The 17,568-nt window shown below is 59.2% G+C and carries 14 protein-coding genes; 8 read left to right on the top strand and 6 right to left on the bottom strand.

What is annotated here, in order from left to right:
* Window positions 1-3: 3 nt before the first annotated feature.
* Genes B7H23_RS04325 through mtnK form a run of 3 tightly spaced genes read right to left on the bottom strand, consistent with a single transcriptional unit; the run spans window position 4 to window position 3,353 of the window.
* Window positions 4-987: a sugar-binding transcriptional regulator gene (locus B7H23_RS04325; RefSeq protein ID WP_094076115.1), complete on the bottom strand. Its 984-nt coding sequence runs from the start codon at window positions 985-987 to the stop codon at window positions 4-6.
* 3 nt (window positions 988-990) lie between these two features.
* Window positions 991-2,094 (bottom strand): S-methyl-5-thioribose-1-phosphate isomerase, encoded by a 1,104-nt coding sequence (gene mtnA, locus B7H23_RS04330; RefSeq protein WP_094076116.1) that lies wholly within the window; start codon window positions 2,092-2,094, stop codon window positions 991-993.
* Complete coding sequence (mtnK, locus tag B7H23_RS04335) at window positions 2,091-3,353, bottom strand: S-methyl-5-thioribose kinase (RefSeq protein WP_094076117.1); 1,263 nt, start codon at window positions 3,351-3,353, stop codon at window positions 2,091-2,093. Before mtnK ends, mtnA begins: the two co-directional genes overlap by 4 nt.
* 124 nt (window positions 3,354-3,477) lie before the next feature.
* Here mtnK and B7H23_RS04340 point away from each other — a divergent pair, with 124 nt between their 5' ends.
* The 3 genes from B7H23_RS04340 to B7H23_RS04350 are packed head-to-tail and all read left to right on the top strand — an operon-like array spanning window position 3,478 to window position 7,068.
* Window positions 3,478-4,977 (top strand): sugar ABC transporter ATP-binding protein, encoded by a 1,500-nt coding sequence (locus B7H23_RS04340; protein WP_206608848.1) that lies wholly within the window; start codon window positions 3,478-3,480, stop codon window positions 4,975-4,977.
* Between the two features lie 4 nt (window positions 4,978-4,981).
* The gene (locus B7H23_RS04345; RefSeq protein WP_094076118.1) at window positions 4,982-5,998 is read left to right on the top strand and encodes an ABC transporter permease; all 1,017 of its coding nucleotides are present in this window, start codon (window positions 4,982-4,984) and stop codon (window positions 5,996-5,998) included.
* A gap of 44 nt (window positions 5,999-6,042) precedes the next feature.
* Window positions 6,043-7,068, top strand: coding sequence for a substrate-binding domain-containing protein (locus B7H23_RS04350; protein ID WP_240535017.1), 1,026 nt, complete (start codon window positions 6,043-6,045; stop codon window positions 7,066-7,068).
* 1,619 nt (window positions 7,069-8,687) lie between these two features.
* Here B7H23_RS04350 and B7H23_RS04360 read toward each other — a convergent pair.
* From B7H23_RS04360 to dctP, 3 genes are all read right to left on the bottom strand, one after another.
* Window positions 8,688-9,962 (bottom strand): TRAP transporter large permease, encoded by a 1,275-nt coding sequence (locus tag B7H23_RS04360; protein WP_094076121.1) that lies wholly within the window; start codon window positions 9,960-9,962, stop codon window positions 8,688-8,690.
* 1 nt (window position 9,963) lies between these two features.
* Window positions 9,964-10,461, bottom strand: a complete 498-nt coding sequence (locus B7H23_RS04365) for a TRAP transporter small permease (protein ID WP_094076122.1) — start codon at window positions 10,459-10,461, stop codon at window positions 9,964-9,966.
* Window positions 10,462-10,522: 61 nt separating this feature from the next.
* On the bottom strand, window positions 10,523-11,533 hold the full coding sequence (dctP, locus tag B7H23_RS04370) for a TRAP transporter substrate-binding protein DctP (RefSeq protein WP_173861881.1): 1,011 nt from the start codon (window positions 11,531-11,533) through the stop codon (window positions 10,523-10,525).
* A gap of 218 nt (window positions 11,534-11,751) precedes the next feature.
* Between dctP and B7H23_RS04375 the strand changes: the two genes are divergently transcribed.
* The 5 genes from B7H23_RS04375 (at window position 11,752) to B7H23_RS04395 (ending at window position 17,550) form a co-directional block, all read left to right on the top strand.
* Entirely contained in the window at window positions 11,752-12,522 is a 771-nt protein-coding gene (locus tag B7H23_RS04375; protein ID WP_094076123.1) for a type 2 periplasmic-binding domain-containing protein, read from the top strand.
* A 434-nt stretch (window positions 12,523-12,956) separates the two neighbouring features.
* The gene (locus tag B7H23_RS04380) at window positions 12,957-14,042 is read left to right on the top strand and encodes a phosphotransferase family protein (protein WP_094076124.1); all 1,086 of its coding nucleotides are present in this window, start codon (window positions 12,957-12,959) and stop codon (window positions 14,040-14,042) included.
* A gap of 12 nt (window positions 14,043-14,054) precedes the next feature.
* Window positions 14,055-15,227, top strand: coding sequence for an acyl-CoA dehydrogenase family protein (locus tag B7H23_RS04385; protein ID WP_240534965.1), 1,173 nt, complete (start codon window positions 14,055-14,057; stop codon window positions 15,225-15,227).
* A gap of 23 nt (window positions 15,228-15,250) precedes the next feature.
* Complete coding sequence (locus B7H23_RS04390) at window positions 15,251-16,861, top strand: acetate--CoA ligase (RefSeq protein ID WP_240534966.1); 1,611 nt, start codon at window positions 15,251-15,253, stop codon at window positions 16,859-16,861.
* Window positions 16,858-17,550, top strand: coding sequence for a nitroreductase (locus B7H23_RS04395; protein WP_094076125.1), 693 nt, complete (start codon window positions 16,858-16,860; stop codon window positions 17,548-17,550). The genes B7H23_RS04390 and B7H23_RS04395 overlap by 4 nt, the downstream gene beginning before the upstream one ends.
* Window positions 17,551-17,568 lie beyond the last annotated feature (18 nt).

A 17,568-nucleotide genomic window follows, 5' to 3' on the forward strand; every position in this document is an offset into this window, starting at 1 on the left:
ATGTCAGTCTCCGAGCAGGGTTTGCGCCGTGTCGCTGCAGGTCGCGAAGTGGGTTGCGTAGCCGCCGAGTATGGCAGCACGCGATGGAGGAACGCGCTCGCGCCCCGAAGCGACGAGAAGGCCGAGCGACTTGCCGCGCATCTGGTCCAGCGTGACGCCAATCATCCGTTCCTCGATCTCCGTTGGAATCGGCGCGCCATTTGCATCGATCAGTCGAGCGCAGATGACGCCTGTCGCGCCCTCGCCGCGATATCGAGCAAGCTCCTCGGTGGTCAGAAGACCGGTCCTGCGTATGTGGCTGTCGTCGTCGACCGTACCGCAGGCAAAAATCACCTTGTTGCAGGATGCGACGGCGTCGAGCTGTGTGGCGACGACCGGCTCTTCCTTCAACCGCTCGGTCAGGTCGCGGTCGGAAAGCAGCAGCGGCACATGAAGATTGCTGAGATTGGCGCTGAACCGCGCTGCAAGAGCCGCGGCGCAGGTCTCGGCAGCAAAGCCCATCGCCGCAGGGCGAGAGCCGACGAGCTGGACAATGGTCAAATCATCGATTGGCTGACGCGGTGCGGCGTCCGCGACCCGTGAGATCGTCTCGCCCCACGCCACGCCGAGCCGGTCGCCCGGTTCGAGCAGATGGGGCAGCCAGTCCGCCGCCGCGCGCGCAACCCGGTCATAGCTGCGGTCGGGTTCGTCCGAAGCCGAGGGGACGACAAGAACCTGCTGCAGACCGAAGCGTTCTCGCAAGCGCTCCGCAAGGCGGTGATTGAGAAAAATCTGCGTGTCGAGCGTCACGCGAACATAGTCGCGGCGTCGCGCCTCGGCGAGGTAGTTGACCACGGTCGCGCGACTGACACCCAGACGCGCCGCGATCTCATTTTGGTTCATGCCCTCGTGAAAGTAGCACCAACTCGCCTCGACGATCGCATCGTCCTGACGGATCGTACGGCGCTCCGGCGCGCATTCGTTCGGCTGGTTGCGGGCCGGACTCATGGTCTACTCGGCCGCTTGCGCCATTTCCGGGAACAGGCCGGCGAGACCTTCCGTCGTGGCAGCGCACACACCGCGTTCCGTGATGAGCCCGGTGACAAGGCGGTTTGGCGTCACGTCGAAAGCGTGGTTGGCGCCCTCGGTCCCATCCGGCGTCACCTGAACCGAGGCAATAGAGCCGTTGTCGAGCTTGCCCTGAATATGGGTCGTCTCACGCGGGTCGCGTTCCTCGATCGGAATTTCCGCGACACCGTCCTCCACCGTCCAATCGATGGTGGGAGATGGAAGCGCGACATAGAAGGGCACGCCATTGTCATGCGCGGCGAGCGCTTTCAGATAGGTGCCGATTTTGTTGCAGACATCGCCGCGCCGGGTCGTTCGATCGGTGCCGGTAATGACCATGTCCACCTGTCCGTGCTGCATCAGATGGCCGCCGGCATTATCGGTGATGTATGTGTGGGCGATGCCATGGCTTCCAAGCTCCCATGAGGTCAGCGCACCTTGGCATCGCGGTCGTGTCTCGTCGACCCAGACGTGAAGCGGAATGCCCTCGTCATGGGCGCGATACATCGGAGCGGTTGCGGTGCCCCAATCGACCGTGGCGATCCAGCCGGCATTGCAATGAGTGAGGATGCGCACTGGCTCGCCGGCAGGCTTTTTCGCTGCGATCTGGCGAATGAGGGCAAGGCCATTCTCGCCGATGGCACGGCAGATGCCGACATCCTCCTCAGAAATCTCATGCGCCAGTTTCAACGCAGCATCCTTGCGGTCCGCTTCCGCAATGGCGCGCAGCGTGGCGCGACAGCGGTCGAGCGCCCAGCGCAGATTGATGGCGGTCGGCCGCGTTGCGTTCAGATATGACCAGGCCTTGTCCATGCTTTCGTCCGATGGATCGTTGGCCATGGCGAGGGCCATCCCGTAAGCAGCCGTGGCGCCGATCAATGGCGCGCCGCGCACTCTCATCTCGACGATTGCGGTCGCGAAGGCTTCGATGGTTTCGACGGACTCGATGCGAAAGTCATGCGGCAGCCAGCGCTGATCGATAATCTGCAGCGACCCTTTGCTCTCGTCCCACCAGAGGGAGCGATAATGCGTTCCGTCGACTTTCACAGGACGTTCCTTTCATTGTATTGGCGCGCCAGCGAGCAAAGAGCTTGCGCATCGGCGAAGCTTTCCGCGTTCAGGATGAGTTCGGCGCCCATCGTCAGGTTTCTCGCTTCGAGCGGAGCGCGTATGCGCACATCCTCTATGTCTTCGAAGTCGGCATTGTGGGCCAGGGAAAGGCATCGGCGATGCATCTCGATGCCACAGAAGCTGATCGCGTCCGTCCAGATGTCGCCCAGCAGTGCGTTGCAGGCCGGCATCGGATCGTGGCCCTGCCCCTCAAACAGCACTTGGGGATAGAACATGCCCTGGCGTTCATCCCGCCAAAGCCGGCGGAACTCATCCTGGAAGGTTTCGAAGGTCGCTTCGATGACCGATAGGATCCACTCCTGATACCCGGCGAGATCGGCTTGCGAACGATGCGCAGGCTGGCTGAAATAGGCCATGAGAAAATTGGCGGTCAGCATGCCGATATCGAAGCCGAATGGCCCGTATTGCACAAACTCGGGATCGATGATTCTAGCTTCGGTTTCGGTGGCCATGATCGATCCGGAGTGAAGATCGCCATGAAGCATCGTCTCGGTATTGGAGGCAAATTTCGTCATCATTCGCTGAACACGCATCTTCAGATCCACATTGCCACGCAGGTCGGCAACGACCGGGTCCAACCCGTCGGTATGCGCGTTCATCTCGGCGTCGAAATAGGGATCGGTGAAAACCAGCGCTTCCGTGATCGCTGGAATTGCGACATTGCCCGCGAAAAGCGCGACATCGGCCTTCTTGTCGGCACTCTGCATGTAGAGTTCCGAGCCGTAGAACGCCGTGCGCGCGCAGAACCGGCCAAGAATTGCGCCGAGATCGACAACCTTCTCTCCGGCGATCAGCTTGCGACGCAAGATCACGTGAGGGGAGAGAAACTCCATCACAATAAGCGCTTGGGCTTCGTCGAAATGGTAGATTTCCGGCACCAAACCTGGATCGCGCGCGGCCTGTCGGCTTAATGCGTGATACTCGTAAAATGCGCGGTAAAGCGGAAGCGGCCAGCTATCTCCGACTAGGCGGACATAGGGTAACGCCTGTTTCGCGATAACCGTCTCGTCCGGACCTTCAACTATGAAAACAAGGTTGAGGTTGCCGTCGCCAACTTCGCGAACCGACCAGCCATCGGCGTTGCCGCCAAGACGGCTCCTGACCGCGTCGACTGCGCCCAGATGCGCGCCGATCGTTTCAACGCTCAGCGTTTTGTACGAATTGTCCTCGGGCATGCGGACCCCTCCTCAATTCTCCAGCCTCCATTTTTACAATAGTCAGGTCGTTTGACAAGTGTATAATTCTACGGCAGTGTCATGCCGTGGAGAGGGGTCGGATGAACGGCCGGAGGAGCGATACTTGGCAAAAGCCTTGGAAATCAGCGGGCTGGAGAAGTCGTTCGGCAGGAACCACGTCCTGCGGGGAATCGATCTGGTTCTGCGATCCAGGGAGGTAACGGTGCTTATGGGCGCCAACGGCGCCGGCAAATCGACGCTGGTCAAGGTGATTTGCGGCTATCACAGCGCCGATGGCGGAAGCCTCGAACTCGCAGGCGAGCCGTTCCATCCCCAGGATGCCGCCGATGCCATCTCGAAGGGCGTCGTGACGGTGCACCAGTCGATCGACGATGGGGTCATTCCCGATCTCGACGTCGCCAACAATCTCATGCTGGACCGATTGGCCAAACCGGGTAGCGGACTTTTCGTACGCGAGCGGAAAATGCGGCGGGAAGCCAGGCGTATCGCGGAAAGCATGGGCCTGCATCTCGATGTAACCGCACGCGTCGCAGATCTCGAAGTGGCCGATCGGCAGATGATCGCGATCGCTCGTGCAATGGTCGGCGATCCGAAACTTCTTATCCTGGACGAGCCGACATCTTCGCTTTCCGCGACAGAGGCCGACCGCCTTTTCTCGCTGATCGACCGGCTTCGGGACCAAGGGGTCGCCATCCTCTACATATCGCACCGCATGTCGGACATAAGGCGCATCGCCGACCGCATCGTCACGATGCGTGACGGCGCCGTATCGGGTGTCTTCGAAGCCGACAATCTGGATTATGAAGGCGCTGTCACAGCCATGCTCGGCCATCGGATGACCGAGGTCGATATCGATCCGGTGGCTGTCGATACGCCAATTCTCCAATTGAACGACATTGTCCTGCGCCAGGGCGCCGCGCCCATCGATGCAAGCTTTCATGATGGCGAGGTCGTTGCCATCACCGGCCTTCTCGGCAGCGGCAAAACCAGGCTCGCCGAAATTCTCTTCGGGCTCGCCGAGCCGTTGGCCGGCCGCTTGCGTCTCGATGGCAAGCCCTATGCGCCACGCTCTGCCCGCGAGGCGGTTTCGAGCGGCGTCTTCATGTCACCGAAAGACCGCGCCGCCAATGCGGTAATCGGCGCATTCGACATTGCCGACAATATGACGCTCCCATTCCTCGAGGCCTTCAGCCGACTGTCATTTGTGAAGACCCGCGCCCAGCGGAATGCTGCGGATGGAATGATCGATCGGATCGGCGTGGTCTGTCAGTCTGCCGAGGACGGGATCGGGACGCTTTCGGGTGGCAACCAGCAAAAGGCGATGATTGCGCGCTGGCTCCTGAAGCCTTGTCGCGCGCTGCTGCTGGACGAGCCTTTTCAGGGTGTCGATATCGGCGCGCGTCGCGATATCGGCCGCCACATCCGTCAGACCGCGAAGGGGCGGACGACCATCGTCTTTGTCGCCGAAATCGATGAAGCGCTGGAAATTGCCGACCGCATCGTGATTTTGAACGAAGGAGCTGTTGCTGGTGAACACATCAACCGAGACATCGACCTCACAAGAATGGTGGCGGAAGTCTCCGGGCAGCAAGACGCAGCGTGATAGCATGAGCGGCGAGCGTCTTCTGAATTTTGCGATCCGATATGGATTCCTGATCCTGCTGATCGGGATGGTCCTGTTCTTCAGTTTTGCGGCAAATGGTTTTGCCAGCCCGCGCTCTGCGGTGTTCGTGCTGCAGTCCGTGGCGATCACCGGCATTCTTGCGCTCGGCGTCACCTGCACACTCGTGGTGGACGGGTTCGACCTGTCGATCGGTGCGGTGGCGACCTCCGCACTGATGCTCTCCGCCTATTCGATGGTGATCTTGGAGCAGTCCGCCTTCACGGCCATTGTACTCTGCCTCCTGATGGGCGCCTTCGTCGGGCTCGTGAACGGCATCCTCATCGTCAAGTTTCGTGTTCCGGACCTGCTCGCCACCCTCGGCATGATGTTTCTGCTGATCGGCCTGCAGCGTATCCCAACGCAGGGCAATTCCATTGCCACCGGTATGAGCCTGTCCGCCGATTCGGTGGCTGAGGGTGTTTTTTCACCTGCATTTCTATGGCTTGGCCGGCATCGTTTCGATCTTGTCATCGAGCGACTCGTGCCGGTTCCGGTGGTGATCTTTCTTGTCATCGCGCTCGCCATCTGGGCCTTTCTGAGCCTGACCCGACATGGTCGCCTCATGTATGCGATCGGATCGAACGAGCGTGCCGCGGCGCTCGTCGGTACGCCGGTCAGTCGCTACAAGATCGCGGCCTACATGATTTCGGGCGTTACGGCCTCGATCGGCGGCATCCTGCTCGCCGCACGGCTCGGCCGCGGCGATATTGCAAGCGGCACCAATCTGCTGCTCGACAGCGTCGCCGCCGCGCTTATCGGTTTTGCCGTTCTCGGCGCCGCTCGTCCAAACGCCTTTGGCACCGTTGTCGGCGCACTCTTTGTCGGCATCCTGCTGCAGGGCATGACGATGATGAATGCGCCCTACTACACGCAGGATTTCGTCAAGGGCGCCGTCCTTGTCGTCGCACTCGTCTTCACCTTCTATCTGTCCTCGCGACGCGGGGCCGGTGGCAAGGTCTGATTTCAGTTGAAAAGGGAGGAAACCTCATGCTGAGACGTGAACTCATGAAACTGGCCTGTGCCACGGGCCTGGCTTTCGGGACCGGTGGCCTTGCACTGGCGCAGGACGCACCGGCACCGTTCGATAATCCGCAGGACGTGACGATCGCGCTTGTCCGCTATCTGTCGACTGGCGATTTCTTCCAGGCTTATCTGTCCGGGGTCGAGGAACAGGCCAAGGCGCTTGGCGTCGAGCTGCGCGTTCTCGACAGCCGCCAGGACGCCGCTCTTCAGGCCGATATGGTCGACCAGGCCATCGCGCTCGGCGTGGACGGCATCATCATCCAGCACGGGCTGACGGAGTCCATGAAGGCCGCTGCACAGCGCGCGGTCGATGCGGATATCGACGTGGTCGCCTTCGACGTCGACGTCGAAAACGACTCGATCCCGCAGATCGAGCAATCCGATTATCTTCTTGGCAAGTTGGCCCTTGAGCAGGCCATCAAGGATAATGGCGATTCCTTTACCGCCGGATATGTCTATGTGCCCGGTATCGCGCCGCTCGATCGCCGTGACGTCGCCTGGGAAGAGGTCAAGAAGGCCAATCCGGGCATCACCGAAGCGGCCACGTTCGGCACGCTCGACAACCCGATCGCAAACTCGGTCGCCAATCAGGCCCGTTCGGTGATGCAGGCCAATCCCAACATCAATGTCGTGTTTGCGCCATATGACGAATTCGCCAAGGGCGTGAAGATCGCCGTCGACGAAGCCGGTCTGAACCAGGACATCGACATCTACTCCGCCGACGTCTCCACAGCCGACATTTCGGCAATGCGCGAGCCGGATTCCGCCTGGGTTGCGACTGTCGCGACGAACCCGGCCGTCGTCGGCCGCGTATCGGTGCGGGCACTGGCGCTTCTGATGGCGGGTGAGAATGTGGGCGAACAGGTCGTCGTGCCGCCGACGCTGATCACGCAGGATTTTCTCAATGAGAACGATATCAAGAACATGGACGATCTGAGCGCCAAGATGCCGCAATTCGCCAATGCGGATGTCGCTACAGCCGAGTGGATACCAGTCCCTGGCAAGTGATCCGGAACAAGGGCTAAACGCGGCTCGCCTCGGGGCGGGCCGCTTCTCAAGGAGGAATTGGCCCAGGTCCTCAAAGTCCATCGACCGGCGTGCCTGACCATAACGGAAAATCGACCGAACGGCCGATACGAAAAGGACGCTGGAGCGCACCGGTTAGCGCCTAAAACCAAGACCGCAGGCACAATGATTTGATAGGGATGCCTGAACACTTAATTATGAGGCTTGGCAGTTAATTTTGAGACTCGGCTTGGATTATGGCAGTTTATTTGAGACTGCGGCTCCCGACCTTGAGTGAATCTGAACCGCAATTGACTGGCGTTCGCCAAGTGTGCCGCGTTTTGGCAGGCATATCGAGCGGTTGATCGGCACTGAGATGGGACGACTGCACCTCTTGCCCGCACAACATTCAGCAATCCTTCCGCTATACATCTAACATCAACCACTACAAAGACCTTGCAGCGTATCGTGACGCCGCCCCTCGCGGCGAGAATCTGCTTGACGACGAAACAGAATACAGCGTCGAGACTTGGGTCTCACCGTTGGAGCTGGCACGATCGCTTTTGATGCGGCGGATACCCCGTCCGCTCCCACGTGAAGTCGATTTCTGGCGCTTTCGGGTTTTCGGGGTCATCGTCCCCGAACTCAACACCATTCTCGAAAGAGAAACGTTGTTCCCCTACTCGCACAAATACCCAATGCTGCCGATTCACATTCGTCCGGCGCTACTGGCCAGCGTCGCCATTGTCACGCAAGCCGGGCCTGAGATGCTGCACATGCTTCAGAGTCACACATTCGGGGAAAACAGGAACCGGTTCATCAAGGCAACCGACCCCTTAGTCTCTTCGGCTTTCGAATGGAGGCCGCCCAGACAGACGCAATTGATATGAGAAGTGCAATAAGCCGGATCTCAAAATTGAGTGCTAAACTTTGCAAAAACAGCCGAAATATTATAATTAACTGCTAATTTACAACAGACAATCTTAAAGCGCGCCCAAGGAACAGCGAATGTCGCGTTACTAGTTGCTCGGAAGATTCGATTTGCTGTGTTGCTCTGCAACAACGACCGCAGCTCAAGCCACTATATCAACAAGCTGATGGATGTGATGAGGGACCTGCCCCGACCAGCCCAAGAGTCGATCACATTCGACCCAGGTTTCCATATCCTATTTGGTGCAAATTAGTATCCGGCATCGATACTGAGAGAGGTTGTTCTGCGACCTACAAGCAACCTGGCAAAATGGACCGGTCGAAAGCTTAAACAAACGAGCGTTTCGATACCTGCCACGCGACACGCGGTTCGCGGCGCCAATAAATCGCGATATCAAGGCGTTCTGCGACCGCCTGAATGGCTCACCTAGAAAGGGCCGCGGGTGGCGCTTCTCAACTGAAGCCTTCAGAAAGGAGATAATGAAACTAAAATAGCGCAAACCGCCGCAGTTACCTTTGAGCCGCCGGCCGCGGTAGAAGGCAATGGGGCATCGACAGCATTGGAGGTGCCGCTCTTGCGGACCTATTTTGCCCTGCGCGGGATGGCCTGACAGAGACCACCTCCTCACCGACTTCCCAACCCAAAACCTCCGCAATTAAATAAATAAATTGATCTAGTAGGTTATTCTTCTCTACAATAGACTTACAGGAAATAAAACGATCGCATCAGAAATTGTTATCAGCAGCACCGCAAACAGCATCAATATCAAAAACGGCAAAACGCCCATGGCCACATCTCGCATCGACGCACCGCCCACTGATTGGATCACGAAAAGATTAAGCCCGACCGGGGGCGTTATGAGTGCGCATTCGATCATGATCACGAAAAAAATGCCGAACCAGATGACATCGATGCCCAGAACCGCCAGCGACCCGGCAAGAACCGGCACCATGATCAGCATCATGGACAGCGCCTCCAGGAACAATCCGACGACCAGCAAAACCAGGGCGATGACGAAAATGAACGCCAATGGCTCATGCACATTTGTCGAAATCAGTTCGCTGATGTTCTGCGGCACGCGCCACAATGCGATCGCCTTGCCAAAAACCTTGGCGCCCGCAACGATGAGCAGGATCGATACCGACGTCACCATGGCCCGGTAGATCGCCGCCTTGAACCCCGGCCAGGTTATGCTGCGAAGCACAACGGTCGTCACAAAAATTGCACCCGCAAAACCAATTGCAGCCGCTTCGGTCGGCGTGAACCAACCGCGATAGATCCCGGCCAGCACAAACAACGCAAGAGCCGCGGTTGGCCCGGCCCGGAGCGTTGCCGATTTTCGGATGGCCCAACCGGCGGGTTCGGATGGTTCGTATTCCTGGGAGCGAAGAGCATAGACGACGGAGTAGAGAATAAAGAGACCGACGATCAACAACCCTGGCCCAATCCCGGCGGTGAACAGTTTGAGGACAGAGCTTTCCGTAATCACACCGTAGATGATCAAAACAATGGACGGCGGGATCAGGATCCCCAGGGTGCCGCCCGCAGCCAGCAGACCGAGAACGAACCGGCGTGGATATCCCCTCTCGATCATCTCCGGGATGGCCACTGTCCCAACGGTCGCGGCTGTGGCGACGGATGATCCAGAAATCGCCGCAAAGATCGCGCAGCTGATCACAGTCGCCACCGCCAGACCACCCGGCCAATGCCCCACCCAGGCTTGCACGGCCGCGAACAGGTCCTGTCCGACTTTGCCTTCCAATAGGATGTTCGACATCAGCAAAAACAAGGGGACCGCCAGCAACACAAAAGAATCCATCGAGGAAAAAAGCCCCAATGGCGCAAGCGTTATGGAGAAATCACCGACGACGAGAAGAATAAGGCCGAAACCCAAAAGGGCGAACGCGACCGGAATTCCGCATAACAACAGCGTCAACAGACCTGTCACGATGAATAGCGTGGTCATTTCAACCGTCCGGAAGATTGGATTTTTGGGACAAGGCGTCGTCAGCGAGACATTTGACGCACTCCGCGCCTGTACGAAGAACGACAAGACCCATCGCGACCGGCAACGCCATATCAAATGGCCATGAGGGCATATCCAACATGCTGCCGGTGGTCTTGCCGCTCGTCAAAGCCGAAACGACCAAGGGGATCGACGCGTAAACGATCACGCCGGCGCAAATCATCACGAACCCCAGAGAGACCAGATAGAGAAGCTTTCGTTTTTGCCGCCCCAAATTATCGGTCAGGATGGTTACCTTGATATGATCACCGTCCTTGAAGAGATACGCCGCGCCGCCAAAAACCGACCACACGAACAAAAGCCGCGCCACTTCTTCGACCCAAATCGTTGGCGCATTGAAAAAATACCGGGCAATTACTTCGATCACCAATATCACGCCCAAGACAAAGAATGCCCACATCGCGCAGTAGGCGACCCAACGGTCCAGCTTGGAAAGCATTTCGACGACCCTCCCCCGGGTACTCGCCCTGACGGTGGTATTCCACCGTCCCGAAGCGGTCTCACTTCAGCGCTTGTGCCGCTGCGAGAACTTTTCCTCCGAGATCGCCTAAACGCGAGGCCCAATCTGAGATGACCGGGTTCGATGCCTCTCGCCACGCTGCAAGATCATCTTCCGTGGGTTGATAGACGCTCATGCTGTGGGATTCGGCGTCGGCGAGGATGTCTCTGTGCAAAGCGGAAGCGGCTCTGCGCATCTCATTTTCTGCTACGCGTGCTGCCGCGGAAATCTTCTCCCGCTGTTCGTTGGTCAAACTTTGCCAAAAGGCTTCGTTTATCACGACGACGAATTCGACATTTGCATGGTTCGTCAATGTGACGTGATCCATGACTTCCCAGAGAGAACGGGAGCGAATCGAACCGATGCCCGTCATGCCGACATCTACGGTGCCCCGCTGATATGCCAGAAACTGCTCGGATCCGGAGATGACGGTTGGCACACCACCGACCTGAGCGATCCAAGTTCCGAGGGTCTTTCCGAAAACGCGAACCTTTTTGCCCACAATGTCACTGGGTCGAACAATGGGCGCATCATTTGACAAGAGCACAACAGGACCGTTCGTTTGCCACCAAAGCACGCGGGAGCCTGTTTCCAGAATCGCGTCGTCCAGAAGTTGGCGAACCGCCCCTCCCGGACTAACCGCCGTTGCCTGTTTCTCTTCCGTCTCAAAGAGAAAAGGCATATAAAATACGTCGACTGCCGGAATTTGCCCTCCGTAGGTAGTCAACGACGCAATCCCCATTTCCACCGCGCCTCGTCCAATAGCTTCCGGGACTTCTTTATCCCGAAAGAGCTGCGCGGAGTCGTAAATCTCCACGTCAATGTCAGACGTCTTTTCAAGCTCTTTCTGAAACACAAGCAGATTTTGGCCAAAGTTGCTTTTCAGTGGCGTCTGCATCGTGATCCGGAGCGTCGTGTCGGCTTTCGCGACAGAGGCCGCAGCCAGGACCATCGCACTGATGCGCAGGACTCGGCCCAAACGCGCAGCCCGCACCAAACTTGTAAGTTTCATCACATCTCTCCTCCTACGCGACATTTAAGACCGTCATTATCAACTTTAATTGTCCGATCGCATCTTTAGTGTCGGACACTATTGACTGGTGACGAGTGCGATGTCAACATCCTTTTGGAGAATGTATTCGCTGAACCAGGGGTCGAGCTGTGCCACCATCAAAGTCTAGAATTGCCGTCGGATATGACTTTCCGACCCATCACCCGCGCGCGGAGTTCATGGAACAAGCTGCGGGGCAATGCGACCCTTCGGTGAGCCTTGTCATGAATCCAGGTGGCCGAATTTTCCCCGGCGCCGAAACCATCGATGCTGTGCGGTCAAGCGAACTCGACCTGGGATGGGTAAACTTTGCGCACCTTGAATCTCTCGCAAAGGATCTTGCTGCAATTCATGCGCCCTTCACCTTGTCAGACGACTCCATGCGTACAACCGAGCGACGTCGTCAGTATCTCGATCGGATCAACGCACTATTGGACGGAACCGACCTGTGCATTTCGGCAGTGATGCGAGGAGCCGATCAAATCCTGTGTTCTGCGGAAAAGATCGACCCTTCCGGGGCGCGGTTCTCGGGATTGCCCATAAGGATACCGGGACCAGGTGTTTACGAAGACATCGTCAAAGCGCTTGGAGCCATACCCGTTGAGGCGTCCATCGTAGCCGCATCGGATCTTGTTGGGTCCGGCAAAGCCCGCGGTGCAATTACCTCGCCCGGTGCTTGGCAAACACTATTCAGATATCATTTCCCGCATGTTTACCACATGAAGGGACTGATGATGATCACCTACGTATTGGTGTTGCGGCGGTCGGATGTCGATACGGATTGGGCGAAGGCCGCCAACGCTGCCTTCACGCGTTGTGTGACCGAGAAATGGGACGAAATGCGAGTTCAGGATGAAGAGATCCTCGCTGCCATCGAAGCCTGTAATGCGTGGACATACGAGGCGATCGGACCCACGGATCACGAACTTCAACGCCTGACGCGCGGATAACGAAACCCGTTCGGTCTTTCATTATCGCCTCTTCATTCCCGAACTGACTGCCATCCGGGACGCATTCTATTTTTCCGAAAACGAGTCCCTTGGCAGCCCATTCTGCGAGTTCGAACAGATCTGCGTCCGTTTGCGACCCCGATTGCAGGATCGGGTCAACGCAAGCTTGCCGTGATGCAAGGCCATTGGTGGAATTCATCGGAGGCGGCGGCCCTATACCCGCCCCGCCTGCCACATCTCCTCTCAGCGCGTCCTGCAACACTGGGCCACATCGTCGTTTCCGCGGGCGGTCGGTGTCTGACGATGCGCTTCCGCGCAAACCGGGTCACGGCCAGCGCGCTTCCAATCTTTGGTAATGCAGGCCGCAATTTCTATTGCCTCGGTCGACAAATGCATTTATCAATTTACTGTCCGACAATAAATAAGGCACTTTAATGCTCCAGCCGGGTCGAAACAGCAATCCTGCGCAATTCAATTATCCGGGTCTCGATTTGGAGCGCCTCGCCGCGCATCTGAGCCGGCACGGCCTTACCCTGGACCGGTCAATCGATCCAAAGAGGTTCTCGGCGGGCTACGGCAACATGAATTTTTTGCTTCAGATTGAAGACAAACCGTTGGTGCTTCGGCGCCCTCCGCTCGGTCCGGTTCCGCGTGGTGCCAACGATATGGCCCGCGAATACCGCATCCTCTCGGGACTTCATCCGGCGCTGCCGCTGGTCCCGAAAGGCGAACATTTCTGCGATGATCCATCGGTGATCGGGGCGCCATTCCTCTTGATGGAATACCGGCCCGGTCTCGTTATTGGGTCGGACATAAGCGCCGAAACACTCAACGGTTGGGGAGGCCAGGAGCCGATCGGTCTCGTCGTCGGTGCCCGGATCATCGACGTCCTGTCCCAGTTGCACGCAGTGGATCCCGACGCCTGTGGTCTTGGCACGCTGGGTCGGCCCGCTGACTTTGCGACGCGCACCCTGGACGGATGGCGCAAGCGGGCGCATCTGGTCTGGGACAGCACGGCGCCGGACGATCTGGTCGTTCTTCTGAGCTGGCTCTCGAACCATCCGCCCGAGGCCGCCAACCCGCCGACGCTGATCCATAACGATTTCAAGCTCGACAACATCATCCTTGACCCCGAAACGCTGACCCCCCGCACCCTGATCGACTGGGACATGGGTACCCTGGGCAACCCGCTTTACGATCTCGCTGTTCTGCTCAGCTACTGGACCGATGCAGCCGATCCCGAGCCCATGCATCAATTGCGCCAGATGCCCACCGCTCGCCACGGCTTTCCCTCCCGAGAAGACGCGGCGCGCCTCTATGCGCAGGCCAGTGGTCGCATCCTGAACGATTTCGCGTTCTACCGAGTGCTGGCCACGCTGCGCATCGCGGTGGTTTTCCAGCAGCTTTATCGCCGCTTTGAACAAGGCGGCACAGACGATGCCGAATTCGCCCGCTTTGACGAACTCTCTCGCGGCTTGCTGCGCTTCGGCGTCCAAGTCGCGCGCGGACAGTATTACTGAAGAGGACAGACTGTGATCACCTTTGACCCGACCTTCGAACAGGATGCCTTGCGCCAGCGGATCGAGACCTTCATCACACAGCAAATCATTCCGTTCGAGAAAGACCCGCGCAACACCGCGCACGGCCCCACCGAGGAATTGCGGATAGAACTGAACGCCCTGGCGCGCGATGCCGGGCTCTTTACACCGCAGGTACCCGAGGCATTGGGCGGCATGGGGCTGGATCATGTCAGCATGGCAATCGCCTTCGAAGCCTGCGGTCTGTCGCCGCTTGGCCCCATCGCGATGCATTGCGCCGCGCCCGATGAAGGCAATATGAACCTGCTCGAAAAGGTTGCCACCGAGGCACAAAAGGAGCGTTGGCTGAAGCCGTTTGTCGCCGGTGAATTCCGCTCGTGTTTCTCGATGACGGAACCGTGGGGCGCGGGCGCCGACCCGTCCGAGCTGAAAACCACGGCGCGCTACGATGGCGACGGGTTCGCGGTCAACGGGGTCAAATGGCTCATCACCGGAGCCAAGGGGGCGGGATTCACCATCATCTTTTGCGACGTCGAGGCGCAGGGCGACAAGCCCGGCGGGCCGACTATGCTGATCTCCGGCATGGATGAAGACGGCATCGTCTTGTCGCGTCAAATCGATACGCTCGACAGTTCCTTCGCCGGTGGACATTGGGAGCTTCGCTTTGAGGACCTGCACATCCCGGCCGAGAACGTGCTGGGCGAGATCGGCGAAGGGTTCCGCTACGTGCAGGTACGACTGGCGCCGGCGCGGTTAACCCATTGCATGCGCTGGCTGGGCGGGGCGGTGCGGGCGCAGGGGATCGCGCTCGACTACGCCCGCAGGCGCGAGGCTTTCGGCAAGCCGATTGGCAGGCATGGCGAGATCGGCGCGATGCTGGCGGAAAACGAGATGGAATTGCAGCAATGCCGGCTGATGGTTTGGTGGGCTTGCGCCCTGCTCGACAAGGGCGCGCAGGGGCGCCACGAGAGTTCGATGGTCAAGACAGTGGTCGCCGAGGCCCTGTTCCGGGTGGCCGACCGCTGCGTGCAGGTGCTGGGCGGCATGGGGGTAACGGGGGATACGGTGGTCGAGCAGATCTTCAGAGAGACTCGGGCCTTCCGCATCTATGACGGGCCGTCCGAGGTCCACAAATGGGCGATCTCCCGTCGGATCATGAAGGTCTGAACGGGTCCAGGGGAGGGGAAAGCATGCAACGTATCGAAATGACAAGCTACGAGACCGCGGCGACGCATTTCTCGTGGGAGGTGCCGGCGGTTTTTAACTTTGGCGGCGATGTGGTCGATGCCTGGGCCGAAGACCCCGAGCGCATTGCGCTAATCTGGGTCAATGACGCGGGTCGCGAGCGGCGCTTCACCTATGCCGATATCCGGGACCTGACCAACCGCTTTGCAAATTACCTGACCAAAAAAGGCGTCGGCAAGGGTGACCGTGTGCTGATCATGCTTCCGCGCATCCCCGAGTGGCAGATCGCAATGGTCGGCTGCAACAAGATCGGCGCCATTCCGATCCCGTGCGTCACCATGATGACCGAGAAGGACGTGACGTATCGGTTGGAGCATTCCGGCGCGGTAGCGGTGGTGACTACGGCGGCGAATGCACACAAGGTCTCCCGCACAACGAAGGTTCGGCTGGCCGTCGGCGCGGCTCCGGGCTGGGACACGTTCGAGATCGAGATGACCGGGCAGAGTGCAGAGTTCAACCCGGTCCGCGTCGCGGCAGACGACCCGGCGATTATGTTCTACACCTCCGGCTCGACTGGCCTGCCCAAGGGTGTGCTTCACGCCGGCCGGGCGCTGTTTTGTTGGCGCGTGTCAGCCTGGTACTGGCTTTCGCTGACCGAGGACGACGTGATGTGGTGCACCGCCGATACCGGCTGGTCAAAGGCCGGTACCTCGATCCTCTACGGCCCCTGGAGCTGTGGCGCGACCGTGTTACTCTATGACGGAACTTTCGATCTGGAAAACCGTCTCGACCTGCTCGAACGCTACCAAGTCAACGTCTATTGCGCCGCCGCCACCGAGATTCGGCAGCTGGTGCAGCTGGACACCGCAGGGCGCGATTTTTCGGCCCTGCGGCTTTCTGTGTCGGCAGGCGAATCCGTCAATCCCGAGATTGTGCGGGCGTGGTCCGAAAAGACCGGTGCGCTGCTCCTGGACGGCTACGGCCAGACCGAGACGTTGATGACCGTGTTGAATTATCCGCAGATGCCGGTGCGACCCGGCGCCATGGGCAAACCGTTACCGGGAACGCAGGTGGCGATCCTGACCGACGACGGGTGCCAGGCCCCGGCCGGCATGCCCGGGCAACTTGCGATCCGCTGCCCGCATCCGCAGTTGATGCTGGGCTACTGGAACAACCCTGAAAAGACCGCGCAGAGCTACAGGACCATGGGCGGTGCCATGTGGTTTCTGACCGGCGACATCGCCAGTATGGACGAGGACGGATATTTGTTCTTTGGCGGTCGGGATGACGACGTGATCAATTCGTCGGGCTATCGCATCGGCCCGATGGAAGTAGAGAACGCGCTGATGGAGCACACGGCTGTTCTGGAATGCGCCGCCGTGGCCAGCCCAGACGAGATACGCGGCGAGGTAGTGAAGGCCTTTATCGTCCTGAAGGCCGGGCACATGCCGAGTGACGCGCTCGTCAAGGAATTGCAAGATTTCGCAAAGGCCTTGACCGCGCCCTACAAGTATCCGCGGCGGATCGCCTTCATCGACGAGTTGCCCAAGACGCCCACCGGCAAGATCCGGCGACGGCTTCTAAAGCAGCAGGAGTTCGCGGGCCAACCGGCATGACCAGTCCCGGTCGGCAGGAGAATTGCAGCGCGGCAGAAGCCATCATGTCGCGCCGCTCGATCCGGGCCTTCCTGCCCGATCCGGTGCCGTGCGAGACGGTCCGGCGCATCCTAGAAATCGCGGGACGCGCGCCCAGCGGATCCAACATTCAGCCTTGGCAGGTGGAGGTTCTGACCGGACGCACCCTTGCCAGATTGAAAGCAGCGATCACCGCCCGGTTCGACGCCGGGGATGCGGGCGAGGAAACCTATCAATATTACCCGTCCCCTTGGCGCGAGCCCTACCTGGCCCGGCGGCGTGAAACCGGCTGGGGGCTTTATGCGGCGCTTGGCATCGCCCGAGGCGATGATGCGCGCATGCGCGCTCAGCACCGGCACAATTTCCTCTTTTTCGACGCGCCGGTTGGGCTCATTTTCAGCATTGACAGCGATCTGCCGATGGGAAGCTGGCTCGACACCGGCATGTTCCTGCAAAGCATCATGATCGCGGCGCGGGGCTTCGGGCTGGACAGCTGCCCACAACAAGCTTTCGCGGCCTATCACCAAACCATCCGCGACGTGACAGGCCTGCCCGAAGACCGCACGGTGATCTGCGGCATGGCGCTGGGGCGGGCAGACCTCACCGATCCGGCGAACCGGTTCGAAACCCGGCGACTGTCGGTCGAGGACTACGCACGGTTTCACCAATGAGCACGGTTCGATGCCAAG

The sequence above is a fragment of the Notoacmeibacter marinus genome (assembly GCF_002238045.1).
GTDB classification, from domain to species: Bacteria; Pseudomonadota; Alphaproteobacteria; order Rhizobiales; family Rhizobiaceae; genus Notoacmeibacter; species Notoacmeibacter marinus.